This window comes from Brevundimonas basaltis (genome assembly GCF_014202075.1).
In the GTDB taxonomy this organism is placed as follows: domain Bacteria; phylum Pseudomonadota; class Alphaproteobacteria; order Caulobacterales; family Caulobacteraceae; genus Brevundimonas; species Brevundimonas basaltis.
Genome location: NZ_JACHFZ010000003.1, coordinates 308,680 through 334,870 on the forward strand (window position 1 = coordinate 308,680; position 26,191 = coordinate 334,870).

Sequence of the window (26,191 nt, forward strand, 5' to 3'; positions counted from 1 at the left end):
CGGCGCCCGGCTGACCCTCTGCGGGTCTGGTCTCAGTCGTCGGCGAAACCCCGTCGCGCGCCATCAACGGTCCTGCTGATAGCCGACGTTGTGGGTGTTCTGATGGATGTCGCCGAAGCGGCCTTCCTGGGCCTTGTTGAGGCCCGCGTCGCCCGGCTGGCCGGTGCGCACGTCGGTCCGACGGTCGCGGCGGTCGCCGCTGTCACCCTCGATGTCGGGCTTCTGGTCCGCAAAGCTTTGTTGTTCCGGCGGGATTTTCGGCGCCTTGGTCATGATCTCGCTCCTTGCAACGGTGTGCTCAGGAAAACGGGGGGCGGCCGCGGCTGTTCCTTACGGCCGCGCTTTCAAAGGGCGTCGAGGCCGATATCCAGCGACGGCGCTGAATGGGTCAGGGCGCCGACCGAGATGACGTCGACGCCGGTCTCCGCCATGGCCCGCACGGTATCGAGCGACACCCCGCCCGAGGCCTCGATCCGGGGGGCGAACGATGACGCCTTCACCCGCGCCACCGCCTCGCGCAGCATCCCGACGCTGAAGTTGTCGAGCATGACCACGTCCGGCCGTTCGACCAGCGCCTCGTCCAGTTGATCCAGCCCGTCGACCTCGATCTCGATCTTGACCAGATGGCCGGCCGCGGCCCGTGCTCGCCGGATCGCCGGCCCGACTCCGCCGCAGACGGCGACATGGTTGTCCTTGATGAGGATGGCGTCATCCAGGCCGAACCGGTGATTGACCCCGCCGCCGCAGGCCACGGCGTGCTTCTCGAGCGCGCGCAGGCCGGGCGTGGTCTTGCGGGTGTCGGCGATACGGGCGCCCGTGCCCTCGACCGCACCGACATAGGCCCGGGTCAGGGTCGCCACCCCGCACAGCCGGCCGAGCAGGTTCAGCGCCGTTCGCTCAGCGGCGAGGAAGGCGCGGGCGTCGGCCTCGGCCTCGACCAGCGCCGCTCCGGCCTCGAACGCCGCGCCGTCGCGGGCCTTCAGTTCGATTGTCGCCGCCGGGTCCAGGGCCAGCAGCGCCAGCCGCACGCAGTCGACCCCGCCCAGCACGCCCGGCCGCCGCGCCGCGAACACCGCCCGCATCCGCGCGCCCTCGGGAATGCAGGCCTGTCCGGTCAGATCGCCGGCGCGGCCGAGATCCTCGGCGAGGGCCATCCGCACCACCGGTTCGATCAGCAGGTCAGGCAGGCGCCGGGTCAGGGTCATGTCGCTCATTCCGCCATCGCCGGGACCGGGGCCCGCAGCCGGGTGTGTCGCGCCTCGGCGGCCGCCTCGGGGAAGTCGCCGCGCCAGTGCCCGCCCCGGCTCTCGCGCCGCGCCAGGGCCGCCAGGACGATCAGCCGGGCCGCGGCGGTCGGCAGGGCGCCGGGCGTCCGGGCTTCCAGCTGGTCCAGCACCGTCAGGGCGCGGCTCAGACCGGCCGCGCTGCGGACCACTCCCGCGTCGGCGCTCATCGTCCGGCGGAGCCGCTTCAGGCCCTCGGGCGGCAGATCGGGGGCCGCAACCGGCGCCGCCACGGGTCCCGCGGCCATGGTGACCCGCGCCGCCCTCCGGCCCGTGCGGCGCCCGAAGGCGGCGGCTTCCAGCAGGGAGTTGGACGCCAGCCGGTTGGCCCCATGCACGCCGGTGGCGGCGCATTCGCCGACCGCGAACAGGCCCTCCAGCGTGGTGCGCCCGTCCGGCCCGGCGGCGATCCCGCCCATGTGGTAGTGCGCCGCGGCGGCCACAGGGATCGGCGACTCGCGCGGGTCCAGCCCGGCCCGCATGCAGGCGGCGAAGACGGCCGGGAACGCATGGGGGAAGTCCCAGCCGATCGCCCGCGCATCCAGAAACGCGCCCCGGCCCGCCGCGCGCGCCGCATGCACCGCCCGGGCCACGACGTCGCGCGGCTGCAGATCGGCGTCGGCGGCCTCGCCCAGCAAGAATCCGCCCTCGCCGTCGATCAGCCGCGCCCCCTCGCCCCGCAACGCCTCGGTGGCCAGCGGCATGGGATCGAGGCCGACGTCCATGGCGGTGGGGTGGAACTGGACGAATTCGGGGTCCAGAATCTCGGCGCCCGCCCGGTGCGCCAGCGCCATGCCCTCGCCGAGCAGGGCGGCCGGCGTCGTCGTCTGGGCGTAGAGCCCGCCCGCGCCGCCGGTGGCCAGCACCACCGCCGGGGCCAGCACCTCGAGCAGACGCCCGCCGCGTTCGACCAGCGCGCCGCGAACCCGCCCGGCCTCGTCCTGGATCAGGCCGCGCAGCCGTCCGTCCTCCCAGATCTCGATGTGGGGCGCGGCCCGCGCCGCCGCGACCAGCGCCGACAGGATGGCCCGCCCCGCCCCGTCGCCGCCGACGCGGGCTACGCGCGCCCGCGAATGGGCGGCCTCGAGGCTGACGGCGAAGTCGCCCGCCGCGTCCCGGTCGAACGGCGCGCCCAGCGCGGCCAGCCACTCCACCGTCTCGCGCCCGTCGGCGGTCAGCAGTTGCGCCGCGGTGGTCTCCACCAAGCCAGCCCCCGCGGCCTCGGTGTCGGCGGCGTGCAGGGCCGGCGCATCGGAGGGCGACAGCGCCGCCGCCACCCCGCCCTGCGCCCATGCGGATGAGCAGGCCTGCAGCAGCGGCGCGGGCGTCGCCACCAGCACCTTGCGCGGCGCGGCTTCCAGCGCGGTCGACAGCCCCGCCAGCCCGCCGCCGATGATCAGCGGCCCGTCATGTTCGATGCGGCTCACCCGCCCATGCCGAGATAGCGGCCGGCGATGTCGAGCGCGGCCGGCAGCGATCCATTGCCGAGCGGCATCAGGGCGGCCACCCCGACCCCGGCGCAGGCCGCCGCCGTGACGACGAACAGGCCGACGCTGAACACTGACTCGCGGCGCGTCAGCGGCCGTCCGTCCGGACGCCAGGTCCCGCGCTTCAGATGGCCGATCAGGGCGATGGCCAGGAACGCGGCGAGGATCCACCGCCCGGTCGTGAAGCCCCACCAGACCACGAGGCCGCCCATGGCCATCATGGCGACGCGTTCGACCATCGGATGGATGCCCGCCAGCACCGGTCCCAGCGCCTTGGACCCGTCCAGCGGCGGCGCCGGCGCAAGGTTGATCAGGTTGACCGCCGCGATCACCGCCGCGCCCAGCAGCCACGCGCCATGCCCGGTGGCGATGAAGCCCGCGAAGAACGGGATCGCCGCCAGCAGGCCGAAGGCCGGCCCGGCCAGCGAGACCAGCACCCCGTGCCACTCGCTCTGCGGCAGCCGTTGGCTCTTCGCCACGCCGCCGAGGAAAGGAATGATGTAGATGCGGGCCGGTCCCATGCCGAGCCGGTTCATGGCCAGCACATGGCCGAACTCGTGCACCAACAGGCCCCAGATCAGCGCCACGGCGATGACCCAGCTGCCGGTGATCCACCAGATGAAGCCGCCCAGCAAGGCCGTGGAGATCACCGCCCAGACCGGGTTCTGCCCCTTGTCCAGCGGCGCTTCTGCGGCCTGCACGCGGACAGGTTCCGCCGCGGCCGGCTTCACGGCGAGGTCTTCAGGCCGCGGGTCCCAGGGGCCCGGGCGGCGGGGGGTGTCGCTGTCTTTCATGCCCTTGAAGTGGACTTGTCCGACCGGAGCCACAAGGCCGGGACGGCGAGAAGCCGCAGCGTCTTGCGGTCGACGGTGGCGACGGCGCGGACAGGCGCGACGTAGTGCATCAGATCAGCTCCACCGCCACATGATGCCGCGCCTTGACCAGGTCGTAGCGCGCCGGGATTGCCGGCGGCGGCAGGTCGACCATCCGCTGCACCGCCAGACGCGCCGGTTCAGCGATCTCGTCCGGCACGGTCACCTCGAACTGCATGTTGACCAGGCAGTCGCGGATGTTCTCCAGCGTGATCCGCTTCATGTACGGGCACAGGTTGCAGGGGCCGATGAACTGCACGCCGGGCAGGTCCCCGGCCACGTTGGAGGCCATCGAGCATTCGGTGATCATCACCACCTGCTTCGGCTTGCGCGCCGTGACGTGGTCTATCATCGCCGCCGTCGATCCGGCGAAGTCCGAGGCCGCCAGCACGTCCTCGGGGCATTCCGGGTGGGCGAGGATTTCCGCGCCCGGATAGGCCGCGCGCATCTCTTCGATGTCCTGCGCGGTGAACCGCTCGTGCACCTCGCAGCGGCCCTTCCAGGCGACGATGCCCACCGTCGTCTGGGCCGCGACGTTGCGCGCCAGATATTCGTCGGGGATCAGGATGACGCGGTCGACGCCCCACTCCTTCGCCGCCCACTCCACCACCTGCACGGCGTTGGCGCTGGTGCAGCAGATATCGGTCTCGGCCTTCACGTCGGCGGTGGTGTTGACGTAGGTCACCACCGGCAGGCCCGGATAGCGCTGCTTGATCAGCCGCACGTCGGCGCCCGTGATCGAGGCCGCCAGCGAGCAGCCGGCGCGCAGATCGGGGATCAGCACGGTCTTTTCGGGCGACAGGATCTTCGAGGTCTCGGCCATGAAATGCACGCCGGCCTGGACGATCACCCTGGCGTCCGACCGCGCCGCTTCCTTGGCCAGGCCGAGGCTGTCGCCGACATAGTCGCCGACGCCGTGGAAGATTTCCGGCGTCATATAGTTGTGGGCGAGGATGACGGCGTCGCGCTCGCGCTTCAGCTGGTTGATCTCGTGGATCAGCGCCGCCTGCGCCGGCCACTCCAGCGGCGTCACATGATCGCGCACCTTGGCCCAGACCGGCGCGGTCGCCAGCTCCAGTTCCCTGCTCAGTCCGAAGGCGCCGTCGGCCATTTCCAATCCCCTTTTGCTCGATTTGAGCAAATCATGGGTCCGAAGAACGGCGGTGGCCTCAAGGGTCCGCCGCCGACTTATGCTCACTTTCAGCATAAGTGAGCATAATCTAGGCCGATGGGCGGGAAATGCAAGGGGCCAAAGTCGCGCCCCTCTCCCTTGCGGGAGAAGGACATCAGACGACCGCCACCCCTTCATGCGCCAGCAGCCAACGCTTGCGCTCCAGCCCGCCGGCGTAACCGGTCAGCGTCCCGTTCGCCCCGATTACCCGGTGGCACGGCACAATCACCGCCACGGGGTTCTGCCCGTTGGCCAGCCCCGCCGCCCGCACCGCCTTGGGTGAGCCGATCGCCGCCGCCAGCTGGCCGTAGCTGCGCGTTTCGCCCGCTGGAATGGCGCGCAAGGCGGCCCAGACAGCCTTCTGGAAGGCGGTGCCGCCGGTCTTCACCGCGACGCCGTCGAGCGCCCGCACCTCGCCCGAGAAATAGGCCTCCACAGCCCGGCGCACGCCCTCCGGCGCCCGCCCCGGGGTCAGGACCGAGCCGGGACTGTGCCGACCGAGCAGGTGCCGCATCCGCGCCTCGTAATCGGCGAAATCCAGCGCCCGCACGGCGCCCTCGCCGTCGGTGACCAGCAGCACCTCGCCGACCGGGGTGGCGACGCGATCGAGGGTCAGGGTTTCAGGCGGCGTGTTTCGCATCGGTCGTCTCCATCAGGTCCGCGCCCGTGATCCCGGCCATCGCCAGGTGCAGGGCGCCATAGGCGCGCCACGGCCGCCAGCCTTCGGCGCGCGCGGTCAGGGCGTCGTCAATCAGACGGTCGTTGGGCGGCTCCGCCCCTTCGTCCATCCAGTCGCCGGGCAGGCGCAGGCCGGGCCGCGCCGCGATCAGCGGCTTCAACGCCGGATCGGCCGACAGGTCACGCGCGATCGCGTCCGGGTCCGCCGACAGGTCAAACACCCGCCGCACCCGCGCCAAAACCCCGGGCAGGGCCTTCAGGTCGTCGGCCTCGACGCAGACCGAGACCCGCCCGGCCTCCCCCGGCTCGACGGTCACGAACCCGTCCGCTCCGTCGATCGCCTTTGTCAGGGCCCGGGACCATCGCCGGCCCACGACCACGTCGCCCCGCGCCTCCAGCGCCGCGAACATCGCATCCCAGTCATAGGGCGGCCGGTAGGACAGGCTCAGCCGCACCCCGCCCTCATGGACCTTCTCTCCGCGCCGGCGCAGCGCCGACGGCGGGCGCTCGTACAGGGTCTGAAAGGTCTCGTTGAACCGCCGCACGCTGCCGAAGCCCGAGGCCAGGGCCACCTGGGCCATCGACAGGTCGGTCTGGTGGATCAGAGCCTTGGCCAGCAGCACCCGGCGGGTCTGGGCGACGCTGACCGGGGCCGCGCCCAGATGCTGGCGGAACAGCCGCCTCAGGTGTCGTTCGCCGACCCCGAGCCGGCCCGCCAGCGCATCGACGTCGCCCTCATCCAGCGCCCCCGCCTCGATCAGGGCTAGCGCCCGGCTGACGGTGTTGGAGGTGCCGCGCCAGGCGCCCATGTCCGGCGCCGCCTCGGGCCGGCAACGCAGGCAGGCGCGAAAGCCGGCCTCCTCGGCCGCGGCGGCCGTCGGCACGAAGAACATGTTCTCCCGCTTCGGCGTCCGGGCCGGACAGACGGGACGGCAGTATATGCCCGTCGTCTTGACGCAGCCGAAGAACCGCCCGTCGAACCGCGCGTCGCGGGTCAGCACGGCGCGGTAGCAGGCCTCCTGATCCAGTTCGCGGGCGCTTTCCATGGGCGGAAGATAGGCGGAAGTGACGCCAAACGCTCGCGGTTTTCGGACATGGGCGTGGACGCCCTACAGCGGCCAGAAGAGGAGGATCAGCGGCGGTCCCGCCAGCAGCACCAGCAGGCTCAGCGGCGCGCCCAACCGGGGATAGTCGGCGAACTTGTACCCCGCGGGCTGCATCACCAGCGTATTGCACTGGTGTCCGATGGGGGTCAGGAAGTCGCACGCCGCGCCCACGGCCACCGCCATCAGGAAGGCGTCGGGCCGATAGCCGAGCTGGGTGGCCAGCGTCGCGCCGATGGGGGCCAGGATCAGCACCGTCGCGGCGTTGTTCAGGAACGGCGTCACGGCCATGGCCGCGAACATCAGGGCCGCCACGGCCGCCAGTCCGGGGATTCCGCCGAACAGGCCGCTCAGGGCTGTGGCGATCAGGTCGGCGCCGCCGGTCTGCTGGATTGCGGCCGAGACCGGGATCAGGGCGGCGATCAGCACCAGCAGGGGCCCGTCCAGCGCCTGATAGGCCTCACGCATCTTCAGCCCGCCCAGCATGACGATGATGACCGCGGCCCCGAAGAAGGCGGCGGCCACCGGCACGAGCTGGAATCCGACCAGCAGCATCGCCGCCGCCAGAGTCAGGGCCGGCATGAACCTTTTGCGCACGCCGCCCAGCCCGACCTGGCGCTCGGCGAGAGGCAGCAGATCCAGTTCGCCCAACGCCTCGGGCAGGCGGCTTTCCGCCCCCTGCAACAGGATGATGTCGCCCTGCCGCAGCCGCGCATTGCGCAGGCGCTGGGTGACCTGAAAACCGCTGCGCGAAACCCCGAGCAGATTGACGCCATAGGTGCCGTGCAGATTGGACGAGGCGATGGTGCCGTCCTGCAGCGGGGAGTTGGCGCCGACGACCGCTTCGACCACCCCGATGTCCTCGCCGGGTTCGCCCGTGGCGACGGCCCGGCGCTCGCCGGCGAGGATCAGCTTGGTGCGGGACACGAACTCCGCCAACGCCTCGGCGGTGCCCTCGATGACGATCAGGTCGCTGCGCCGGACCACGACATTGCCGCGCGGGCGTGGGATTCGTTTGCCATCGCGGATGACGGTCAGGATATCGACCTCGCCGCCGCCCAGTTCGGCCAGGGCGCTGACCGTCATCTTCTCCAACGGCCAGTCTTCGGGGGCGCGCGCGTCGGTGCTGTAGGCGTTGGCGGCCAGGGCGGCCGACATGCTGGCGGCGCCCCTGCGATCTTTCGGCAGCAGGCGATAGCCGAAGGCGAGGAAGATCAGGATCCCGGCGGTCAGCGCCAGACCGACGGGCGCATAGTCGAACATCTGGAACGGTCGGCCGATCAGCTCCTCGCGCACCCCCGCGACGATGATGTTGGGCGAGGTGCCGACCAGGGTCACCATCCCGCCCGCCATGGCCCCGAAGGCCATCGGCATCAGCAGGCGCGACGGCGGCGTGCCGGTCTTGCGGGACACTCTCAGCGCCACCGGCAGCATGATCGCCAGGGCGCCGACGTTCTTGGTGACCATCGACAGCAGGGTGACCACCACCGTCAGGAACGGCACCTGGCTGCGCTCGGTCTCCAGCCGGTGGATCACCCGGCCCAGCAGCCACTCGACGATGCCGGAGCGCGAGAAGGCGGCGGACACCACGAGGGCGGCGGCGATGATGATGGTGATGTCGTTGCGGAAGCCGTCGAAGGCCGCCTCGGCCGGGATGATCCCGAGCAACAGCCCCGCGACCAGGGCCGCGAGCGCCACGAGGTCATAGCGGAACCGCCCCCAGATGAAGGCGATGATGGTCAGTCCCACCAGCCCGAAGGCCAGCCCTTGCTGCAGTGTCACGCCGTTCAGCCCCTGTCGCGGCCTGTCCGCCGCCGGGCGTCAACGCCCGACCCCGACAACGGCTCCGCTCAAACCGCGCGCGGGTCAATAGGCAGGCCCGCCGCCTGCGGTTCGGTCAGGTCGCGGACCGCCGCTCCGGCTGAACCAGTCGCCACAGGTTGGCGACCGCGTTGAACATCAGACTGATCGCCACGATCGCTATGGCCCAGCTCATGACCAGCGACAGGGTGCTGGCCACCCCGACGAGATCCCGCCCGCCGTCGCCGATCGCCCGCAGCCGGTCGAAATCGAGCAGCACCCAGTCCCCGGCGATCCGCGCCGTTTCTCCATCACGGGTCAGGGTGAACCAGTGGCCGGCCTCGAAGATCGTCCACGTCAGCCACAGACCGATCCCGGCGAGAACGGCCTGGGCCGCGGCCCGCATCCGCACCGCATAGGGCCGCACCAGACTGGCCAGATCGACGGCCATCTGGGCCACGGCGTAGAACAGGATGGCGCCGTAGAGGGTGGTCCAGATCGGCGCCCCGGTCGCCACCGCGTCCTCGCCGCGCAGCCCGACGTGGAACAGCCCCGGGAAGTGGATCGCGCCGACCCACCACAGCACGAAGACGCCCGTGGCCAGGAAGGAGAACAGATACTCCCCGCCGGGCCAGCCCTTTCGGGGCCGCGGCATCCAGGTCTGTTTGGCCTTGTCCGTCGCCGCGACCGACGCGCCCCACGCCGCCGGATCCGACAGGCCGAAGGCCCCAAGATCCTTCACCCGCCATTTCGTCAGCCATGTCGGGCGGATGCCGTAGTGTTCGAAGATCGCCGCCGCCAGCGTCGCGGCCCCGATCAGGGTCAGCCCGGCGCCGAAGAAGCTGTGGAAGGCCTGGGCGATGGCGCGCCCGGCGTCTGCCGGCCCGCCGATCAGGTTGATGAACAGGCCGATGGCGTGAACGGCCAGCAGGACCAGCAGCCCCGCCTTCACCCCGAACAGCCAGTAGGGAAACAGCTCCGGCCCGACCAGCGCGTCCGGCCCCTTGCGATAACGCGCCGCCACGACCAGCGGATGGCCGATCTCCTGCAGGATGGCCTCCTTCTCCGCGTCGGTCAGGGCGCGTCCCAGCTCATCTTCCCCGGCCTCGAAACGGCTCAGGATCAGGTCGCGCAGTTCGGCGACGATGTCGTCGCGCTCGTCCAGCGGCAGCTGGGCGGCGACGGCGTTGAGATAGCGGTCGATCAGGTCCACGGCGTTTTCTCCCACCCCGGGTTTCAGAGAATCTTGTCGAGCGAGGCGTTGATGCCCCGCCATTCGTCGGCCAGCGCCGACAGCATCGCCTCGCCCATCGGCGACAGCCGGTAGAAGCGCTTCTTGCGCTTCTCCTCCTCGCGCCATTCGCTGGTCAGCAGCCCCTGGCTCTCCAGCCGGCGCAGCAGCGGATAGAGGGTGCTCTCCTCCATCTCGAGCCCGTCAGAGGCCAGCGCCTGGCGCAGGGTGTAGCCGTAGCGCTCCTCTCGCAGCCGGGCGAGCACGGCCAGCACCAGCGACCCCCGCCGCAGCTCCATACGCATCGATTCAAAAAGATCCGGATCGACGATCATCGGCTTTCCTGCTTGCCACATAGTGTGCGCCATACAGTGTATGCCGCATACTGTATGACCGAGTCAACCATGACGCCGCCGCCAACCTTGGCCGCTGAAGAGACCCCCACCCGACCTTGCTCAGCCCGGCCACCTTCGGCGCAAGGAGCGACGGCGGCCGTCCGTGACGCTGTGCTGGCTATTCCGAAAAATATGGTCGGGTTCAGCGGACGAAATACCGGCTTTCCAGTCACTTCCGCTTTTCTCAGATGAATGTTCCCGCCCTGGAATCCAGCGAGCCCACAATGCCTGGTTTCCGCCTCCGGTCTTTGACAAGCGCATCCCCGCCGCACCGCCCGCGGAACGCCGATCGGGACTCTGTGGACTCCGTGGACTCTGTTTTCGGATTTTACCCGCGTAAAATCCGGTCCTGCCGCAGCGCGAAAATCGGCTCGACTTCCGCGGGGTCATCACGGAATGTTACAGGCCCGCCCCGAGGAGACGCCCATGCCGATGACGCCGCGCGCCGGATTGCAGGTCGACGAGCACCTCGCTGCCTTCATCGAAACCGAAGTCCTGCCGGGTCTCGATCTCGACGCGGACCGCTTCTGGACTGGCGCCGCCGACGTCTTCGCCCGCTTCGCCCCCGAGAACCGCCTCCTGCTGGCGATCCGCGATGATCTCCAGAGCCGCATCGACGCCTGGCATGAGGCCCGACGCGGCCGGCCCCATGACCCGGCCGCCACAGCGGCTTTTCTGCGCGACATCGGTTACCTCGTCGAAGAGCCCGCCCCCTTCGCCATCGGCACGCTGGGCGTCGATCCCGAGGTCGCCACCCTGGCCGGTCCGCAGTTGGTCGTCCCCAGCCTCAACGCCCGCTTCGTGCTCAACGCCGCCAACGCCCGCTGGGGCAGCCTCTATGACGCCCTCTACGGCACCGACGCACTCGGCGAACTGCCGCCCGGCGGCGGCTACGACCCTGAACGCGGCGCCCGCGTCGTCGCCCGGGCGAAGGCCTTCCTCGACGAGGCCGTGCCCCTGGCCGAAGGTTCCTGGGCCGCTTTGACCGACCCGCACAGAGGCATCGCCGTCCGCGACCCGGCCCAGTACGTCGGCCGCTCTGACCGCTCGCGCCTGTTCCGCCACCACGGCCTGCACATCGAGGTGATCTTCGACCCCGACCACCCGATCGGCCGCGACGACCCGGCCGGCATCTCCGACGTCGTCCTCGAAGCCGCCCTGTCGACCATTGTCGATCTCGAGGACTCGGTCGCCGCCGTCGACGCCGCCGACAAGACCGCCGCCTACCGCAACTGGCTCGGCCTGATGAAGGGCGATCTGGCCGAGACCTTCGACAAGGGCGGCCGGTCGCTGACCCGCACCCTCGCCCCCGACCGCCAGTTCTCCGCTCCGGACGGCTCGACCGTCGCCCTGCCGGGCCGGTCCCTGCTGTTCGTCCGCAACGTCGGCCACCTGATGACCACCCCGGCGGTCGTCCTGCCCGACGGCTCCGAGGCCCCTGAAGGCATCCTCGACGCCATCGTCACCAGCCTGATCGCGCTGCACGACCTTAAGGGGACCGGGCCTCTCCGCAACAGCCGGGCCGGCTCCATCTACATCGTCAAACCCAAGATGCACGGGCCGGAGGAATGCGCCTTCACCAACGCCCTTTTCGACGCGGTCGAGGACCTGCTCGCCCTCCCGCGCCACAGCCTCAAGGTCGGTGTCATGGACGAGGAGCGCCGCACGTCGGCCAACCTCGCGGCCTGCATCCACGCCGTCCGGAACCGGATCGTCTTCATCAACACCGGCTTCCTCGACCGCACCGGCGACGAGATTCACACGGCGATGCAGGCCGGCCCCGTGGTCCGCAAGGGCGACATCAAGTCGTCGGACTGGATCGCCGCCTATGAGGCCCGCAACGTGGCCATCGGCCTGGCCTGCGGCCTCGACGGCAAGGCCCAGATCGGCAAGGGCATGTGGGCCGCCCCCGACCGCATGGCCGAGATGCTCGACCAGAAGGCGGGCCATCCGAAGACCGGCGCCAACACCGCCTGGGTCCCCAGCCCCACCGCCGCCACCCTCCACGTCCTCCACTACCACCAGACCGACGTCTTCGCCCTCCGGCCCGCCATCGCCGACCGCCCCCTCCCCGGCCTCGACGCCCTGCTGACACCGCCCCTGGCGGAAGGGCGCAACTGGTCGGAGGCCGTGATCGCCGAAGAGCTCGACAACAACGCCCAGGGCCTGCTCGGCTACGTCGTCCGCTGGATCGATCAGGGCGTCGGCTGTTCCAAGGTGCCCGACATCCATGACGTCGGCCTGATGGAAGACCGCGCCACCTTGCGCATCTCCTCGCAGCACATGGCCAACTGGCTGCTGCACGGCGTCTGCACCCCCGAACAGGTCGACGCCGCCCTCCTCCGCATGGTCACCAGGGTCGACGCCCAGAACGCCGCCGATCCGCTCTACCGCCCCATGGGCCCCGATCCGTCGAACAGCCTCGCCTTCCAGGCGGCCCGCGCGCTGGTCTTCGAGGGGACGGCGCAACCCAACGGCTACACCGAACCATTGCTGCACCGCTTCAGGCAACGCGCCAAACAGGGCTGAACCCCCACCGCGCCTTGACTTGGCCGCATTGATCGCCCATCTGCGCTGCATCGCACAATCGCGATGTCCGGCGCCTCCAGCGCGTGTGGGTCTTCAGAAACGAAGACCTGACTGTAGCAGGGGCCGGCCCCTCAAGAATTCATTCGCTGCCCGGACACGCGGGGCGGCGCCCGATCCACCCCGTCGGCCTCATGTGAGGCTCAATCGGGACTGGCGGTGCGCGGCCTTTTCGGCGTTGAGCCATGGCTGTTGCGCGCCGCCGCACGCGAAAGAAGCCGCTCCGTGAGCAACAAGACCTTTGAATCCATGAACCTCAACCCGGCCCTGCTGCAGGCGCTGGCGTCCGAAGGCTACACCACCCCCACACCGATCCAGACCCAGGCCATCCCCGACGTCATGGCCGGCAAGGACCTGCTCGGCATCGCCCAGACCGGCACCGGCAAGACCGCGGCCTTCGCCCTGCCGATCCTGCACCGTCTGGCCGAGAACCGCATCGCTCCGGTGCCCCGCACGTCGCGGGTGCTGATCCTGTCGCCGACCCGCGAACTGGCCAGCCAGATAGCCGAGAGCTTCAAGACCTACGGCCGGCACCTCGGCTTCCGCGTCGCCGTCATCTTCGGCGGCGTGAAGTACGGGCCGCAGGAACGCGCCCTGCAACAGGGTCTCGACGTCCTGGTGGCCACACCCGGCCGCCTGCTGGACCATATGCAGCAGAAGACGCTGGACCTGAGCCGCACCGAGATTTTCGTTCTCGACGAGGCTGACCAGATGCTGGACCTCGGATTCGTCAAGCCGATCCGCCAGATCGTCAGCCGCATCCCCGCCAAGCGCCAGAACCTGTTCTTCTCTGCCACCATGCCGAGCGAAATCGGCAAGCTGGCCGGCGAACTGCTCAAGGATCCGGTCAAGGTCCAGGTGACCCCGCAATCGACCACGGTGCAGCGCATCCAGCAATCGATCGTGCACATTGAACAAGGCCGCAAGCGCGCCCTGCTGACCGAGATGTTCTCTGATCCGGGCTACACTCGCTGCCTCGTCTTCACCAAGACCAAGCACGGCGCCGACAAGGTCGCGGCCTATCTGGAAGCCGGCGGCGTCGAGGCCGGAGCCATCCACGGCAACAAGAGCCAGCCACAGCGCGAGCGCACCCTCGAGGCCTTCAAGAAGGGCAAGCTGCGCGTTCTCGTGGCCACCGACATCGCCGCCCGCGGCATCGACGTCGACGGCGTCTCCCACGTCGTGAACTTTGAACTCCCCTTCGTGCCGGAAGCCTATGTGCACCGGATCGGCCGCACCGCCCGCGCCGGCGCCGACGGCACGGCGATCAGCTTCGTCGCCGGCGACGAGATGAAGCTGCTCCGCGACATCGAAAAGGTCACCCGCCAGAAAATCCCGGCTATCGACCGCCGCAACGACAAACAGCTGGCCCAGCTGGACGCCTCGATCATGGCCTCCGGCGTCGGCAAGAAGGCGACCCTGCCCGAGCGTGAGGGCGGTGACCGCAACGACGGCGGCCGGGGCCGGCGCAACCCGCGCCGCGACGGGGTCAAGCTGGAGGGTGGCGGCCAACCCCACCGCGTCCGCAAGGGCGGGGCGCGCGACGCCCGCCCGACCCCGGAACGCGCCTACGACCCGATGTCCGGCGAACGCCCCCGTCAGGTCAACAGCGATCCCCGCGGCGCGGCTCCGTCAAGCGAGCCCCGCCCCGTCGGCGAACTGAAGCGCCGCCCGCGCCGCCGCCGCCCGTCGAACGGCGGCAAGGGATATGCGGCCAAGGCGTGATGCCGAAAAATCCTATGGATTGACTGCCAGCCGGAGCGATCCGGCGGCATGGCATATCCGCCACAATTTTCGACGATCCGCCGCGGATGCGAAAGTTTGTGGTGACGATTGCACGCTGAAGGTTGTAGCGAGATCGCAGGTTACAACTTGGTTTTGGGGGACCCCATGAAGAAGACTATTGCTGCCGTGACTGCGGGCCTGCTGCTCATCGCTGGTCAGGCCGCCGCCGCCAACACCTCGGCGACCGCGCGCGTTGGCGACCGTATCGGCGCTGACGCCGACGCCGCCAGCGACTTCGCGGGCGTTCCGCTCCCGGTTCTGATTGTGGGCGCCGCCATCCTCGTCGCCGGCTTCGTCGCCGCCACGGACGACAGCGAAAGCGACTAAGGTCCAAAAGAGCCCTCGTCGTGCACACGGCGAGGGCTTTTTGCTGTCTGGACGCCCGCGGCTCTCAGCCCGCCCTCCATCAATCGAATTCACAGGCCGTCGCCGGCTCTGGAGCCCCTTGAGTGCGCTGGGTTCGCAAGCTTGTTAAAAGACTGACCTGTCGGCACCACCGGTGGCGGCCTGTGCGGAAAAGACCCGGCTGGGAGTTTTGCGACCTGTGCGGCGCGCGCCGAAAGGCAGCCGCGTCCGACTGACTCCCCGCCTTCCGCGGGCCGCGATACGAAAACGCCCGCCGGAGTGATCCGGCGGGCGTTTCGATGTTCGCTTGTGGAGCCGATCAGGCGGCGGCGGTCACCGGCGCGCTCGATTCCGACGGGTCGCGCAGGACGTAGCCGCGGCCCCAGACGGTCTCGATATAATGCTTGCCGCCCGCCGCCGTCGCCAGCTTCTTGCGCAGCTTGCAGATGAAGACGTCGATGATCTTCAGTTCGGGCTCGTCCATGCCGCCGTACAGGTGGTTGAGGAACATTTCCTTGGTCAGGGTGGTGCCCTTGCGGAGCGAGAGCAGCTCCAGCATCTGGTATTCCTTGCCCGTCAGATGGACGCGGTGACCGTTCACCTCGACCGTCTTGCCGTCCAGGTTCACGGCGATCTCGCCGGTGTGGATGATGGCCTGGGCGTGACCCTTGGAGCGGCGGACCACGGCATGGGTGCGCGCGATCAGCTCGTCCTTGTGGAAGGGCTTGGTCATGTAGTCGTCGGCGCCGCCGCCGAAGGTCTTGACCTTGGTCTCGATCTCGGAGGTGCCCGAGAGGATCATCACCGGCGTGTTGACCTTGCCGACGCGCAGTTGGCGGAGGACCTCAAGGCCGTTCATGTCAGGCAGGTTCAAGTCCAGCAGGATCAGGTCGTAGTCGTAGATCTTGCCCAGATCGATGCCTTCCTCACCGAGGTCCGTCGTGTAGACGTTGAAGCCTTCCGACTTCAGCATAAGCTCGATGCTCTGCGCGGTCGCGTGATCATCTTCGATTAGCAGGACGCGCATTGATGCCCCTCCAGGCAGAGCTTGACTATAAATGTAACCGCCCCGTTTCGGGGTAACCTTGTTCGGACGTTAACGGTGGAAAAACTTAAGAAGGGTTAACGCCTGTCCCAAAACGAATCGTAGGCTGATTTGCGAATCGGCGTCGAGACTTCCGAGTCAACCAACCGGCATTTTTTAACCTTTTAAGGGCGACCGCCGCCAATACGACCGATTTCGACAGATTGTAGACATATATTCCTATCTCTGGCTGCGCATGCGAGCGCGGCGGACCTCGGAGACGGGATGATGGAACGATACCGGACACCGGTGCGGCGGGAGGACAGGGTCAGGGTCGGGCTGGCGCTGGAGCTGGTGGCCGCCTCCACCGGGGTGCCCAAGGAGACGATGGAAGAGCGCAAACGGCTGGAAGGCCGGGCCTGCCGGGCCCGCTGGCTGGCCATGTATCTGTCCTATGTGACTTTCGGCTGGCCGATGGACCGGGTCGCCCACGCCTTCGGTCTGAACCGGGCGACGGCGGCGGCGGCCTGCCGCTGGGCCGAGGACGGTCGCGACCGGCCGGCGATGGACGACCTGCTGGACCGGCTGGAGCGCTGCGCCAGGGCTGTTCTGGAGGCGCCGAGATGCGAATTGCCGGCATGAGCGGCGAGTGGGCGCGGGCGCGGCGGCTGTTGATGCGGCCGCGCGGCTGGATCGAGGCCGAGGCGGGCGGCGGCTATGCCGTGCGGGTCGGAGCCGATCGGCGGTCGCGGGTGCAGGCGAGGCTGGCCGAAGCGGACTTCCGGGCCCTGATCATTGACCCTGGTCTGAAGGCGCGCCAGGGCGGCGGGTGGAGGGCCCTGCCGACCGGAGAGGCTCCGGAGCGGGCGCCGTCGCCGGGCCGGCCGGGACGGGTCGACGGTCGGCGAGACGTGATGGACGCGGACGGCAGGATGCGAACTCACAAGGCCAACCTTACGGTATCGGCCATCGCCTGGCTGTCGGCGCGGTGCGATCCGGAAGGGCGGCCCTGGATCGAACGGGTCGAGAGGGCCGCGGCCGAGCGACTCGGCGCCGAGGCCGAGGTCGCCCTGACCGGTCCGTCGCTGACCATGCGCTGGGACGCCCTGCCCCGATGCGGCGGCGGCTCGGCGACGTGGTTCGAGCCGGAAGACCGGTCGATAGCGGCGGCGCGACGGGTCGAGGCGGCGCTGGCCGCCTGCGGGCCGGCGCGGCGAATGGTCGAACACGTCTGCATCCACGCCTCTAGCCTGCAGGCCGCCGAGCAGACGCTAGGCCTGCGCCGCCGGGACGGCAGGGCCCTGCTGAAACAGGGGCTGCGGGCTCTGGCTGAGCACTATCGCATCGGTTGAGCGACGGAACGCCGCCCCGCCTTACGTTACAGGCTCGTAACTTTATATGGGTGGGGTTCGGCCCTACGTTCCGGACTTGGGAAAGAGCCGGCGAGCGGCCACCCGGCGATTGGGGTACAGTGTTGAAGTCAGTCATGGTTTCCGTTCTGGCGGCTGTCCTCGCCGTCACCGCGGCGCCCGCCCCTGTGCGTGCGCAGGAGAATTTCGCCGGCTTCGTCGTGGCGCGCGTCTGCCTGCCCTACGCGAGCCGGGCCAAGAGCTTTGAAGCCGCCATCCGCGCCGCCCGCGACATGGAGTTCCGTCGTCCCGTCGGGGACCGCGCCCCTCTGGAGGACTGGGCCTCAGAGGTGGAGATGGTGTCGAGGGACGGTCGTTGGCGGCTGCGGATCGAGGAAGGCACCGTCGAGGAAGACGGCGTCGAGGCCTATTTCCTGACCTGCGGCGTCTCGTCGAACCTGGTCGGCCATCGGACGCTGGCGCAGCAGGCGCGGCGAATGGTGGGAACCAGTCCGCTCTGGACGCAGGGCCCGGATACGCCGTGGCGCTGGGACCGGCGCACGACACGGTCCCACGAGTACTCGCTGCGCATCGACGTGACCCAGGCGCCGGGCGAGCGGCCCGTGCTGGCGGCGCGCGGCCATTATTTCTGACGCTCCGCGCCGGATGCGGCAGCCAAGGCGGCCTCGCGAATGCGGCCGACCATGGCGTTGAGGCCGTTGGCGCGCTGACGGGTGAGCGCCGACGGCAGTCCAAGGCGATCAAGGGCGGCGCGGGCGTCGAAGGCCAGGATCTCGGCCGGGACGCGCCCTGAATAGAGCCGGAGCAGCAAGGCGATATTGCCTTTGGACAGGGCGCTGTCGCTGTCGGCCAGGAAATGCAGCCGATCGCCGTCGCGGCGAACCGCCAGCCAGACCTGCGCAGCGCAGCCGGGCACCTTGTTGGCCTCCGTGCGGTCCGCTTCGGCCAGGGGCGCCAAGTCTTTGCCGAGCTCGATGACATATTCGATCCGCCCCTCCCAGTCGCCGAGGAGGTCGAACTCCTCGACCAGTTCGGCAAGGACGGCGTCGATGGAGGCGTCAGGGGTCATCGAGGCCAGATAAGCCGCCCCGGCGTTAACGACAACCGGACCTTCGCTCCCCAGAAATCCGGCGGGCGGAGGTCCGGGCGCTCTCCTCTGAAGGGTGTGGGCTTTGGACGACTCGCCCGCGCGGCTAGACTCACCGCCCCTTCATCCCGTGCGCAACCGTCTTGACCCCACCCGCCGACATCGCTGCGAGGACCATGCCGACCGGCCGCCGCGGCCAGGGCGACCGCCCCGCCCTGGCCGCCTGGCATGCCGGTTTGGCCGTGACGGCGGCGCTGCTCGCGCTCGGGACCCGCTGGCTGGGCGACGTCGAGGCTCCGGTCTTCTACGGTGTGCTGGCAATGGTCGTGCCGGGCGTCGCGGGATTGGGCCTGCTTTACCGGGACGCTCCGAGGGAGCGAATGACGCTGCTCGGTCTCTGGGGCCTGGCCGCCGTGGTTGCCGCGAGCCTGTCGGGCGGACTGACCGGGCCCCTGGCCGGGTTCGTTTTCCTGCCGCTGACGGCGGGACTGGCGCTCGGCGGGGTGCGGCCGGTGCAGGCGGGTGCGCTGGGCGTCGGCATGGCGGCGGTGGCGGGCATGTTTTCGGCCTGGTTGGCCGGGGGCGGCGCCCACTTGCCGGGACTGGCGGCGATCTCCGCCGTGCTGACGGCGGGCGCCGCCGCCCTGGCCGTGCGGCTGTCCTGGCGGCAGAACGAGGCTCGGCTGAAAGCCGCCGAGAGCGAGACGGGCAAGGTCGAGCGATTGCTGGCGGCGCAGCCGGGCCTGACCCTGGTGATCGAACGATCAGGGCGGGTGCTGGCCGCCTATGGGGCGCCGCCGCCTGCGCTGACCGTCGATCCCCTGTTCGAACACGGGCTGATCGCGGCCGTGCACGCGCCTGACCGACCTCGCCTGCTGGCCGCCATCGACCGGGCCCTGCAGGGCCATGACGCGGCGACGGTCTTCGCGCCCCGACTAGCGCTGGACCGGAGGGTGCAACTGATCCTGCGACGGCTGGACGGCCCTCTCCGCGAGGCGCCCCGCCTCATCGCGCAGGCCTTCGACGGCACCGGCCAGTACGCCCGGGAACTGGCTCTTGAGGCGGCACGCTCAGAGGCCGAGGCCCGCGAGGCCGGCAAGAGCCGCTTCCTCGCGAATATGAGCCACGAACTGCGCACGCCGTTGAACGCCGTGCTCGGCTTCTCGGACATCATGCGCCAAAAATTGTTCGGGCCGATGCCGGACCGCTACGCCGCCTACGTCGACAACATCCACGAAGCGGGCGGTCATCTGCTGGACCTGATCAACGACGTGCTCGACGTCTCGAAGATCGAGGCCGAGCGCTATGTGCTGACGCTGGAGCGGTTCGATGCCCGCGAACTGGTATCCGCCGCCATCGCCCTCGTGCGGGTCACGGCCGAAGACAAGGGTGTCGCCCTGACCGCCATGCTGCCGGCCGAATCCGTCGATGTCTCGGCCGACAAGCGAGCGGTCAGGCAGATCGCGCTGAACCTGATGTCGAACGCGGTGAAATTCACCCAGCCGGGTGGAACCGTCACCGTCACAGTCGAGGCGGTCGGCCCCTATCTGGAAATAGTGGTTTCCGACACGGGCGTCGGCATCGCGCCGGAGGACGTGCGGCGCCTCGGCCGCCCGTTCGAGCAGGCTGGGGCCATAGAGCAGCGCCGCCAGGGGACCGGACTGGGACTTTCCCTTGTCCGCGCCTTCGCCGAACTGCATGGCGGCCGGATGAGCATCGACAGCACCCTCGGCGAGGGGACGGCCGTGACCGTGAGGCTCCCGGTGACGCAGGTGACGCGGGCGGCTCCGGAAGGCGGAGCAGAGATCATCCCCCTGCCGGTGGCGGGCGGGAAATAGCCTCCTCCCCCGTCAACGCCCCTTCCGCCGCTGCATGACGAAGCCGATGACCTTGGCTGCGGCCTCGAAATGCTCGCGCGGGATGGTTTCGTCGACATCGACGGCGGCGTAGAGGGCGCGGGCCAGGGGCACGTTCTCGACGATCGGAACGTCGTGCTCGCGCGCTACTTCCCGGATGCGCAGGGCGAGGGCGTCGACGCCCTTGGCGACACAGACCGGAGCCGGATCGCCTTCGCCGGGCTCGTAGCGCAAGGCCACCGAATAGTGGGTCGGGTTGGTGACGATGACCGTGGCTTTCGGCACATTCTGCATCATCCGCTGACGGCTGCGCTGGGCTCGAATCTGCTTCAGCTTGGCCTTGACGTGCGGATCGCCCTCGGCCTGCTTGTAGTCCTCCTTGAGCTCTTCCTTGGTCATCTTCATCCGCTCAGCGAAGCGGTAGCGCTGCCAGAGGTAGTCCGCGCCGGCGGTGAAGCCGAGAAAGACGATCGCCGAGACCATCAGGGCGACGACCAGATCTCGGGCCATCGGCAGGATCATCGACGGCGGCATGGCGGCCATGTTCTCGAACTCGCGAAGGTGCGGGCGCAGAACCAGCCAGCAGATCAGAACTACGGCTGACAGCTTGAGGAAGGTCTTGAGGAACTGGACCAGACCGTCGGGGCCGAAGATGCGCTTGACGCCTTTCAACGGGCTGAGCCGGGACCAGTCGGGCTTGAGCTTCTGGCCAGAGAATATCAGTCCGGACTGGGCCAGATTGCCGCCCGCCCCGCCGACGATGGTCGCCAGCATGACCGCGCCGAGGAAGGGGGCGATGGCCCAGAGAGCCTGGGCGCCGATCTCGACCCCCGCGCCTGCGTCGAGACCACCCATCATGGCGTGCGGGCTGGCGATGAAGGGCAGCAGTTGCTCGGCCATCGAATTGGCGAACCATCCGCCCGACATCAGGATGACCGTGGCCGCGCCGAGCAGCGACAGCGCCGAGGCGACATCGGGCGACTTGGCGACATCTCCCTTCTTGCGGGCGTCTGCGAGTTTTCGCGGTGTCGCCTCTTCTGTTTTCGACTCGGGATCGGGCGCGTCAGCCACCGGCGCCTCCCGCGAACACTCCGGCCATGGCGCGGTAGCGGTCGATGAAGACCGTGCCGAGCACGCCGATGCTGAGCGTGAAAACCGACAGGCCCAGGATGATGCTGAGCGGGGCGGCGGCGAAATAGACCTGGAAGGCCGGCATCACCCGGCCGACGAGTCCGGACGCAACGTTGAAGATAATGGCGAAAACGAGCACCGGCGCGGCCAGCTGGACGCCGAGCGTGAAGGCGTCGGCCACGGTGCGCACAGCCATGGCGGTGAAGTCGCCGGTGACCAGAGGCCGCACCGGCGCGATCAATTCGTAGGATCCCACCAGCCCGGCGATGAACAGGTGGTGGGTGTTGGTTGCGAAGATCAGGGTCGTGCCGAGGATCATCAGGAACGCCGACAGGGTGCTTCCGGGCGAGGCCTGGGTCGGATTGGCTGTCTGGGCGAAGGCCAGGGTGGTCTGCAGCGCGACGACCTCGCCGGCGGTGGCCAGCGCGGTCAGAAACATGCGCAGCAGGGCCCCGATCGCGAGACCGACCAAAACCTCGCGAATGATCCAGCCGGCCATGCCGCCAAGCGTGACGGGAAGCGCCGGAAGGCTGGCGGACACCACCGGCCAGAGAGCCAGCGACACCACCAGCGCCAGGGAAAGGCGGATCCGTGGAGGGACGTAACTCTCGCCTACGCCGGGCAGCATCAGCAACACGGCGCCGATGCGGGCGAAGATCATGGCGCCCTGCCAGACCTGGTCGGCGGTGGCGTAGGGTTCCACCCGGCTACATGCCGGCGATGCGCACGGCGATGCTCTGCATGAAGCCGCCCAGCAGGGCTCCCATCAGCGGCAGAAACAGCAGCAGCGAAACGAAGATGGCGATGATCTTGGGCGCGTAGATCAGGGTCTGTTCCTGGATCTGGGTCAGGGCCTGAAACAGGCCGATGACCACGCCGACGACGAGGCCGACGAGCAGGATGGGAGCGGCCAACTGGATGGTCAGCCACAGGGCGTCGCGCCCCACATCCATCACTTCCGCGCCGTTCATGCTACACCCCGGGAGATTACGCGGCCCCGTCGGGCCCTACTGACACCGGGCAGAAAATGCCGGGAGCGTGGTTAACGGGAGGTTAGGGAACGGAGACTGGATCAATTCCCCTCGCCCGGCGTAAAGCGGGGAATGACCGATGAAACCGTCTCCCAGTCCGAAGCCGAAGCCGCCGTCCGCACCCTCATCCGCTGGGCCGGGGACGATCCGGACCGGGAAGGGGTGCTCGATACCCCTGCCCGCGTGGCGCGGAGCTATCGCGAGCTCTTCGCCGGCTATGATACCGACCCGCGAGAGTACCTGGAACGAACCTTCGAGGAGGTCGGCGGCTATGACGAGCTGGTGGTGCTGAAGGACATCCGCTTCGTCAGCTTCTGCGAACATCACATGCTGCCGGTCGTCGGTCGGGCCCACGTCGGTTATCTGCCGACGGACCGGGTCGTCGGCATCTCGAAACTGGCGCGAGTGGTGCACGGCTTCGCGCGACGGCTGCAGATCCAGGAGAAGATGACCTCGGAGATCGCCCGCGCGATCCAGGAAGTGCTGCGACCGCAGGGCGTCGGTGTGGTGGTCGAGGCGGAGCACAGCTGCATGACCCTGCGCGGCGTCAACACCGCCGGGTCCAGCCTGACCACCAGCCATCTGAGCGGAGTCATCCGCGACGATGCCCGGACGCGCGAGGAGTTCCTGCGGCTGGTGCGGGGCTAGACAGACCCCAACCGCGCGGCCCGGTCCTTGCGGAATTCGCCTCAAAGGAGGCTTTTCCGATGGCCTGGACGGCGATTTCGACCCGAAATGAAACAGTCCCCATCGTTCGGGGCGGGTGGCTTGACGCCCTGCGTTTCATCGTGGCCGGGTTGATCATCCTGCATCACTTCCAGGGCGCTGGGCCGGTGGCGCTGGCCGAGAGCTGGCATCCGGTGTTCGAGCGGGGCGGTTTCCTGCTGACCAACTTCTTCCTGATCGACAGCGGCTATGTGCTGATGCGGGTCTACGGCGCCTCGGTGGGCAGCGGCCGGATGTCGGCGGGCGACTTCTTCCTCAAGCGGTACCTGCGGGTCCTGCCGGTGCACCTGTTGATGGTTCTCGGCCTCGTCGTTCTGATCGTCGGCGGCGGCGCGCTGGGCTTCGCGCCCCGGGCGCCTGAATGGTTCCGCTGGGACCAGTTGCCAGCCCAGCTGACCCTGACCCAGGCGTTCGGCGTCCCGGGCGGACTCGGCTGGAACGCGCCGAGCTGGTCGATTTCGGCCCTGATCGGCTGCTACCTGGCCTTCCCGTGGCTGCTGAAGGGTATCGCCCGCTTGGGGCCGTGGAGCGTGCTGGCGCTCGGCGTCGGCGGCTATCTGCTGGCCAACCAGCTGACGTGGGCCCTGCTCGGCTATCCGGTCTACCAGATGCCGATGGGTTACGGCTTCATCCGCGCCCTGCCGCTGTTCGGGCTGGGGATGGCGCTGGCCTGGTTCGCGCAGAAGGTCTGGATCAGTCCGAAACTGGCCGGCTGGGCCGGGATCGGCGCGGCGTTGGCGCTGGCCTTCGTGCAGTATTTCGACAAACACGCCCTCATCTCTCTGGCCTGCATCTCGACGATCATCCTCGCCGCCGGCGCCACGCCAACGCCGCGTCCGTCGAAATGGGTCGAAAAGGCCGCCCAGGTCTCGTTCTCGATGTTCATCACCAATGAGGTGGTGCGGATCGCCTGGTTCGGCGTGGCCAATGTCGCCATCGCCCGCTTCGCCCTGCCGGTCGGCGCGCAGTGGGCGTTGTGGGTCGGCGGGGTCGTAGCGGCCTTCGTCTTCGCCTTCGCTTTCCATTTCGTGATCGACAGCCCGATCCAGTCGCGCATCCGGGCCTGGCTGAAGGGGCGGTCGCGGCGTCCCTCGGGGGTCACCCAGCCCGTCGTCTCGCTGGAAGGCTAGTCGCCGCTGTTCAGGTGCAGGAGGTTGCCGTCGGGGTCCTTGAACCAGGCGGCGCCGAAGTCGCCGAACCAGTGTACGCCATCGGCAAAAGTCGCGCCCTCCATCTCGTAGCGCTCGAAGGTCACGCCCTTGGCGCGCAGGTCGGCGACGATCGACCGCAGTTCACACCCGACGCCCCAGACTACTGCATTGGCCTTGTTGGTCCCGGCGAACTCCGACGGATAGACGACCAGTGTCGTGTCGCCGGTACTGAACGTCAGAGGCTGGTCATCGCCGCCGCCGGACTGCTGCAGGCCAAGGGTTTCGCCATAGAATTCCCGGGCCCGGTCGAGGTCGCTAACAGCGATGATGGCGGACGAGTTATGGGCCTTGAGCATCGGAACCTCCGGACGGTGTGACGGAGGGAGCGGACGCCGCGCCGGGCGGTTCCGCCGAACGATCGTCAGATCGGCATCCGCATGATCTCCTGATAGGCGGAGATGACCTGGTCGCGGACGGCCATGACGGTTTCCAGCGAAGCTTCAGCCGAGGACACGGCGGTGACGACGTCGATCAGACTGCCCTGGCCCTGGACCATGGCGGTCATCTGGGTCTCGGCGGCCTTCGAGGTTTGCGTCATGTCGCCCATGACATTGCTCAGCAGGTCGGCGAAACCGGACTGGGCTGGAGCCGCCGTCGGCGAAGCGGGCATGGCCCCGCCCTGGATCGCCTGGTAAGCCTTGGCGGCCATCAAGGGGTTCATCGGTCAGCCCTACTTCTTGAGAATGTCGAGGGTGCGGGAGTCCATCGAGCGCGCCGTCTCGATGACATTCAGATTGGCCTCATAGGCCCGCTGGGCCTCGCGCATGTCCATCGCCTCGACGAGGGTGTCGACATTCGGCCGCAGGACGTAGCCCTCGGCGTTGGCGGCGGGATGGGACGGATCGTATTCGGAGCGGAAGTTACCCATGTCGGGCCGGACCTCGGCCAAGGTCACCCCGGTGGCGCCATCGATCTCTCGCGCCTGAAAGACCGGAATCTGGCGCCGGTACGGCTGGCCGCCCGCGACGTCGGCTGTGGACTGGGCGTTGGCGATGTTTTCGGCGATGACCCGCATGCGGGACTGCTGGGCCTTGAGCGCGCTGGCGGCGACGGCCATGGCGCTGTTCCGGGGCGGTACGGGATCGGTCATCGGTTCTTCCTCACAGCGTCAGCAGCCCCTCAGCGCCCGGGGGCCCGCGCGGCCATGCGCAGCATCTGCATCGACTTCTGGTAAAGGCCGATGGCGGCGTCGTAGGCCATGCGGCTCTCGGCCATCTTCAGCATCTGCTCCTCGACCACCACCGAGTTGCCGTCGAGCGTGGTCTCGGAATCGGGAGCCTTGTGCGCGTCGAAACGGGCGGCCGGAGCGGCCGGTGAGATGTGCAGGGCGCTGGTGCGCGTCATCCGCACCCCGCCGCCGCCGCGCAGGCCCGAAGCGAAATCGGCGGGCTGGTTGAGGTCGCGACCGACGTAGCCGGGCGTGTCGGCGTTGGCGACGTTCTCGGCGATGACGCGCTGGCGTTCGTCGAGCCAGGTCAGACGTCCCTTGATCTGGCTGAGCAACGGCAGGTCGGTGATGGCCAAGGGCGTCTCCTCCCCTCTGCGGTCGGGCGCGATTCGCCCACGGTTCGATGGGCAGAAACTGCCGCCCGCATGGTTAATGGGAGGTTATCTCAACGGCTCGTTAACCATGATCGGAAAGGCTGTCGGCGCCGGACATGCTGCGCCGGCTGGGCTGTCGCATGAATTTCCTCGATCTGCTGCGGGCGTTGTTCGCCCTGGCCTTCACCCTCGGCATCATCGGCCTGGCGGCCTGGGCGGCGCGCCGCTATGCGCCCCAGTTGCTGGCAAAGCTCAGCGCCGAACGCGGCGAGCGGCGGATGACCGTGGTCGAGACCCTGGTGCTGGACCCGGCGCGCCGGCTGGTCCTGGTCAGAATCGACGACGAGGAGCGCCTGCTGATCCTCGGCGAGGGCCGGGAGTTGATCGAACCGCGCGGCCCCGGAGCAGACGGGTGAGGGCGGGAAGCGCACTCAAGGGCGTCTTCGTCCTCCCCAGTCGCGCGGAACTGAAGCGCGC

Annotated in this window: 29 protein-coding genes; 10 read left to right on the plus strand and 19 right to left on the minus strand. The window is 69.1% G+C overall.

From position 1 onward, the window contains the following. Nucleotides 1–63: 63 nt before the first annotated feature. The 10 genes from HNQ67_RS09005 to HNQ67_RS09050 form a co-directional block, all read right to left on the minus strand. Nucleotides 64–273, minus strand: a complete 210-nt coding sequence (locus HNQ67_RS09005) for a hypothetical protein (protein WP_183254563.1) — start codon at nt 271–273, stop codon at nt 64–66. Nucleotides 274–344: 71 nt separating this feature from the next. Then, complete coding sequence (gene nadC / locus HNQ67_RS09010; protein WP_183254825.1) at nt 345–1,205, minus strand: carboxylating nicotinate-nucleotide diphosphorylase; 861 nt, start codon at nt 1,203–1,205, stop codon at nt 345–347. A 5-nt stretch (nt 1,206–1,210) separates the two neighbouring features. Then, complete coding sequence (locus tag HNQ67_RS09015; protein ID WP_183254565.1) at nt 1,211–2,710, minus strand: L-aspartate oxidase; 1,500 nt, start codon at nt 2,708–2,710, stop codon at nt 1,211–1,213. Beyond that, complete coding sequence (locus tag HNQ67_RS09020; protein WP_183254567.1) at nt 2,707–3,564, minus strand: metalloprotease; 858 nt, start codon at nt 3,562–3,564, stop codon at nt 2,707–2,709. Before HNQ67_RS09020 ends, HNQ67_RS09015 begins: the two co-directional genes overlap by 4 nt. Before the next feature lie 109 nt (nt 3,565–3,673). Continuing rightward, nucleotides 3,674–4,753: a quinolinate synthase NadA gene (gene nadA / locus HNQ67_RS09025; RefSeq protein WP_183254570.1), complete on the minus strand. Its 1,080-nt coding sequence runs from the start codon at nt 4,751–4,753 to the stop codon at nt 3,674–3,676. A 175-nt stretch (nt 4,754–4,928) separates the two neighbouring features. Further along, on the minus strand, nt 4,929–5,453 hold the full coding sequence (locus tag HNQ67_RS09030; protein ID WP_246347518.1) for a methylated-DNA--[protein]-cysteine S-methyltransferase: 525 nt from the start codon (nt 5,451–5,453) through the stop codon (nt 4,929–4,931). After that, a complete protein-coding gene (locus tag HNQ67_RS09035) occupies nt 5,434–6,537 on the minus strand; it encodes a bifunctional transcriptional activator/DNA repair enzyme AdaA (RefSeq protein ID WP_183254572.1) in 1,104 nt (367 codons plus the stop codon). The genes HNQ67_RS09030 and HNQ67_RS09035 overlap by 20 nt, the downstream gene beginning before the upstream one ends. Nucleotides 6,538–6,600: 63 nt before the next feature. Next, on the minus strand, nt 6,601–8,376 hold the full coding sequence (locus tag HNQ67_RS09040) for an SLC13 family permease (protein WP_183254574.1): 1,776 nt from the start codon (nt 8,374–8,376) through the stop codon (nt 6,601–6,603). A 115-nt stretch (nt 8,377–8,491) separates the two neighbouring features. Continuing rightward, nucleotides 8,492–9,607, minus strand: coding sequence for an HAAS signaling domain-containing protein (locus HNQ67_RS09045; RefSeq protein ID WP_183254576.1), 1,116 nt, complete (start codon nt 9,605–9,607; stop codon nt 8,492–8,494). 23 nt (nt 9,608–9,630) lie between these two features. Beyond that, the gene (locus tag HNQ67_RS09050) at nt 9,631–9,960 is read right to left on the minus strand and encodes a PadR family transcriptional regulator (protein WP_183254578.1); all 330 of its coding nucleotides are present in this window, start codon (nt 9,958–9,960) and stop codon (nt 9,631–9,633) included. A 486-nt stretch (nt 9,961–10,446) separates the two neighbouring features. Between HNQ67_RS09050 and HNQ67_RS09055 the strand changes: the two genes are divergently transcribed. The 3 genes from HNQ67_RS09055 (at nt 10,447) to HNQ67_RS09065 (ending at nt 14,718) form a co-directional block, all read left to right on the plus strand. Continuing rightward, on the plus strand, nt 10,447–12,549 hold the full coding sequence (locus tag HNQ67_RS09055) for a malate synthase G (protein ID WP_425486341.1): 2,103 nt from the start codon (nt 10,447–10,449) through the stop codon (nt 12,547–12,549). A 306-nt stretch (nt 12,550–12,855) separates the two neighbouring features. After that, the gene (locus HNQ67_RS09060; protein WP_183254830.1) at nt 12,856–14,331 is read left to right on the plus strand and encodes a DEAD/DEAH box helicase; all 1,476 of its coding nucleotides are present in this window, start codon (nt 12,856–12,858) and stop codon (nt 14,329–14,331) included. A 165-nt stretch (nt 14,332–14,496) separates the two neighbouring features. After that, entirely contained in the window at nt 14,497–14,718 is a 222-nt protein-coding gene (locus tag HNQ67_RS09065; RefSeq protein WP_183254580.1) for a hypothetical protein, read from the plus strand. Nucleotides 14,719–15,055: 337 nt separating this feature from the next. Here the strand turns inward: HNQ67_RS09065 and ctrA are convergent, their stop codons facing one another. Next, complete coding sequence (gene ctrA / locus HNQ67_RS09070; RefSeq protein WP_183254582.1) at nt 15,056–15,763, minus strand: response regulator transcription factor CtrA; 708 nt, start codon at nt 15,761–15,763, stop codon at nt 15,056–15,058. Nucleotides 15,764–16,048: 285 nt separating this feature from the next. Between ctrA and HNQ67_RS09075 the strand changes: the two genes are divergently transcribed. The 3 genes from HNQ67_RS09075 (at nt 16,049) to HNQ67_RS09085 (ending at nt 17,762) form a co-directional block, all read left to right on the plus strand. Further along, nucleotides 16,049–16,402: a chromosomal replication initiator DnaA gene (locus tag HNQ67_RS09075; protein WP_183254584.1), complete on the plus strand. Its 354-nt coding sequence runs from the start codon at nt 16,049–16,051 to the stop codon at nt 16,400–16,402. Continuing rightward, complete coding sequence (locus tag HNQ67_RS09080) at nt 16,384–17,112, plus strand: DUF6456 domain-containing protein (protein WP_246347519.1); 729 nt, start codon at nt 16,384–16,386, stop codon at nt 17,110–17,112. The genes HNQ67_RS09075 and HNQ67_RS09080 overlap by 19 nt, the downstream gene beginning before the upstream one ends. 134 nt (nt 17,113–17,246) lie before the next feature. Beyond that, nucleotides 17,247–17,762, plus strand: a complete 516-nt coding sequence (locus HNQ67_RS09085; RefSeq protein ID WP_183254586.1) for a hypothetical protein — start codon at nt 17,247–17,249, stop codon at nt 17,760–17,762. On the opposite strand, the gene HNQ67_RS09090 is transcribed toward HNQ67_RS09085, so the two are convergent. After that, nucleotides 17,753–18,199 (minus strand): SufE family protein, encoded by a 447-nt coding sequence (locus HNQ67_RS09090; protein ID WP_183254588.1) that lies wholly within the window; start codon nt 18,197–18,199, stop codon nt 17,753–17,755. The two genes, HNQ67_RS09085 and HNQ67_RS09090, sit on opposite strands and share 10 nt — an antisense overlap. 194 nt (nt 18,200–18,393) lie before the next feature. Here HNQ67_RS09090 and HNQ67_RS09095 point away from each other — a divergent pair, with 194 nt between their 5' ends. Next, nucleotides 18,394–20,055, plus strand: a complete 1,662-nt coding sequence (locus tag HNQ67_RS09095) for an ATP-binding protein (protein WP_183254834.1) — start codon at nt 18,394–18,396, stop codon at nt 20,053–20,055. A gap of 12 nt (nt 20,056–20,067) precedes the next feature. Here HNQ67_RS09095 and flhB read toward each other — a convergent pair whose 3' ends face one another. From flhB to fliQ, 3 genes are read right to left on the minus strand one after another with little or no spacing between them, the layout of a single operon-like run. Beyond that, nucleotides 20,068–21,144, minus strand: coding sequence for a flagellar biosynthesis protein FlhB (flhB, locus tag HNQ67_RS09100; RefSeq protein ID WP_183254590.1), 1,077 nt, complete (start codon nt 21,142–21,144; stop codon nt 20,068–20,070). Beyond that, a complete protein-coding gene (gene fliR, locus HNQ67_RS09105; RefSeq protein ID WP_183254592.1) occupies nt 21,137–21,907 on the minus strand; it encodes a flagellar biosynthetic protein FliR in 771 nt (256 codons plus the stop codon). The genes flhB and fliR overlap by 8 nt, the downstream gene beginning before the upstream one ends. 4 nt (nt 21,908–21,911) lie before the next feature. Next, nucleotides 21,912–22,175, minus strand: coding sequence for a flagellar biosynthesis protein FliQ (gene fliQ, locus HNQ67_RS09110; protein ID WP_183254594.1), 264 nt, complete (start codon nt 22,173–22,175; stop codon nt 21,912–21,914). Between the two features lie 132 nt (nt 22,176–22,307). On the opposite strand from fliQ, the gene folE reads away from it, so the two are divergent. Together folE and HNQ67_RS09120 are read left to right on the plus strand one after the other, a co-directional pair. Beyond that, entirely contained in the window at nt 22,308–22,883 is a 576-nt protein-coding gene (folE, locus tag HNQ67_RS09115) for a GTP cyclohydrolase I FolE (RefSeq protein WP_183254595.1), read from the plus strand. A 59-nt stretch (nt 22,884–22,942) separates the two neighbouring features. Continuing rightward, nucleotides 22,943–24,091, plus strand: coding sequence for an acyltransferase family protein (locus tag HNQ67_RS09120; protein WP_183254597.1), 1,149 nt, complete (start codon nt 22,943–22,945; stop codon nt 24,089–24,091). Here the strand turns inward: HNQ67_RS09120 and HNQ67_RS09125 are convergent. The 4 genes from HNQ67_RS09125 to flgB form a co-directional block, all read right to left on the minus strand. Then, nucleotides 24,088–24,468, minus strand: a complete 381-nt coding sequence (locus HNQ67_RS09125; RefSeq protein WP_183254599.1) for a VOC family protein — start codon at nt 24,466–24,468, stop codon at nt 24,088–24,090. The genes HNQ67_RS09120 and HNQ67_RS09125 overlap by 4 nt on opposite strands. Before the next feature lie 65 nt (nt 24,469–24,533). Continuing rightward, entirely contained in the window at nt 24,534–24,833 is a 300-nt protein-coding gene (gene fliE, locus HNQ67_RS09130) for a flagellar hook-basal body complex protein FliE (protein WP_183254602.1), read from the minus strand. Between the two features lie 9 nt (nt 24,834–24,842). Then, nucleotides 24,843–25,229 (minus strand): flagellar basal body rod protein FlgC, encoded by a 387-nt coding sequence (flgC, locus tag HNQ67_RS09135; protein ID WP_183254836.1) that lies wholly within the window; start codon nt 25,227–25,229, stop codon nt 24,843–24,845. A 62-nt stretch (nt 25,230–25,291) separates the two neighbouring features. Continuing rightward, a complete protein-coding gene (gene flgB / locus HNQ67_RS09140; protein ID WP_183254603.1) occupies nt 25,292–25,696 on the minus strand; it encodes a flagellar basal body rod protein FlgB in 405 nt (134 codons plus the stop codon). 158 nt (nt 25,697–25,854) lie between these two features. Between flgB and HNQ67_RS09145 the strand changes: the two genes are divergently transcribed. Then, nucleotides 25,855–26,130 carry a FliO/MopB family protein gene (locus tag HNQ67_RS09145; RefSeq protein WP_183254840.1) on the plus strand — a complete coding sequence of 92 codons (276 nt, stop codon included), beginning with the start codon at nt 25,855–25,857 and terminating at the stop codon, nt 26,128–26,130. Nucleotides 26,131–26,191 lie beyond the last annotated feature (61 nt).

Excerpts from the sequence above, each read along its gene's own strand:
- HNQ67_RS09005 (WP_183254563.1), bottom strand. The coding sequence starts at position 273 with ATGACCAAGGCGCCGAAAATCCCGCCGGAACAACAAAGCTTTGCGGAC.
- nadC (WP_183254825.1), bottom strand. The coding sequence starts at position 1,205 with ATGACCCTGACCCGGCGCCTGCCTGACCTGCTGATCGAACCGGTGGTG.
- HNQ67_RS09020 (WP_183254567.1), bottom strand. The coding sequence starts at position 3,564 with ATGAAAGACAGCGACACCCCCCGCCGCCCGGGCCCCTGGGACCCGCGG.
- nadA (WP_183254570.1), bottom strand. The coding sequence starts at position 4,753 with ATGGCCGACGGCGCCTTCGGACTGAGCAGGGAACTGGAGCTGGCGACC.
- HNQ67_RS09030 (WP_246347518.1), bottom strand. The coding sequence starts at position 5,453 with ATGCGAAACACGCCGCCTGAAACCCTGACCCTCGATCGCGTCGCCACC.
- HNQ67_RS09035 (WP_183254572.1), bottom strand. The coding sequence starts at position 6,537 with ATGGAAAGCGCCCGCGAACTGGATCAGGAGGCCTGCTACCGCGCCGTG.
- HNQ67_RS09050 (WP_183254578.1), bottom strand. The coding sequence starts at position 9,960 with ATGATCGTCGATCCGGATCTTTTTGAATCGATGCGTATGGAGCTGCGG.
- HNQ67_RS09055 (WP_425486341.1), top strand. The coding sequence starts at position 10,447 with ATGCCGATGACGCCGCGCGCCGGATTGCAGGTCGACGAGCACCTCGCT.
- HNQ67_RS09060 (WP_183254830.1), top strand. The coding sequence starts at position 12,856 with ATGAACCTCAACCCGGCCCTGCTGCAGGCGCTGGCGTCCGAAGGCTAC.
- HNQ67_RS09065 (WP_183254580.1), top strand. The coding sequence starts at position 14,497 with ATGAAGAAGACTATTGCTGCCGTGACTGCGGGCCTGCTGCTCATCGCT.
- ctrA (WP_183254582.1), bottom strand. The coding sequence starts at position 15,763 with ATGCGCGTCCTGCTAATCGAAGATGATCACGCGACCGCGCAGAGCATC.
- HNQ67_RS09075 (WP_183254584.1), top strand. The coding sequence starts at position 16,049 with ATGGAACGATACCGGACACCGGTGCGGCGGGAGGACAGGGTCAGGGTC.
- HNQ67_RS09080 (WP_246347519.1), top strand. The coding sequence starts at position 16,384 with ATGCGAATTGCCGGCATGAGCGGCGAGTGGGCGCGGGCGCGGCGGCTG.
- HNQ67_RS09085 (WP_183254586.1), top strand. The coding sequence starts at position 17,247 with ATGGTTTCCGTTCTGGCGGCTGTCCTCGCCGTCACCGCGGCGCCCGCC.
- HNQ67_RS09090 (WP_183254588.1), bottom strand. The coding sequence starts at position 18,199 with ATGACCCCTGACGCCTCCATCGACGCCGTCCTTGCCGAACTGGTCGAG.
- HNQ67_RS09095 (WP_183254834.1), top strand. The coding sequence starts at position 18,394 with ATGCCGACCGGCCGCCGCGGCCAGGGCGACCGCCCCGCCCTGGCCGCC.
- fliQ (WP_183254594.1), bottom strand. The coding sequence starts at position 22,175 with ATGAACGGCGCGGAAGTGATGGATGTGGGGCGCGACGCCCTGTGGCTG.
- folE (WP_183254595.1), top strand. The coding sequence starts at position 22,308 with ATGACCGATGAAACCGTCTCCCAGTCCGAAGCCGAAGCCGCCGTCCGC.
- HNQ67_RS09120 (WP_183254597.1), top strand. The coding sequence starts at position 22,943 with ATGGCCTGGACGGCGATTTCGACCCGAAATGAAACAGTCCCCATCGTT.
- HNQ67_RS09125 (WP_183254599.1), bottom strand. The coding sequence starts at position 24,468 with ATGCTCAAGGCCCATAACTCGTCCGCCATCATCGCTGTTAGCGACCTC.
- fliE (WP_183254602.1), bottom strand. The coding sequence starts at position 24,833 with ATGAACCCCTTGATGGCCGCCAAGGCTTACCAGGCGATCCAGGGCGGG.
- flgC (WP_183254836.1), bottom strand. The coding sequence starts at position 25,229 with ATGGCCGTCGCCGCCAGCGCGCTCAAGGCCCAGCAGTCCCGCATGCGG.
- HNQ67_RS09145 (WP_183254840.1), top strand. The coding sequence starts at position 25,855 with ATGAATTTCCTCGATCTGCTGCGGGCGTTGTTCGCCCTGGCCTTCACC.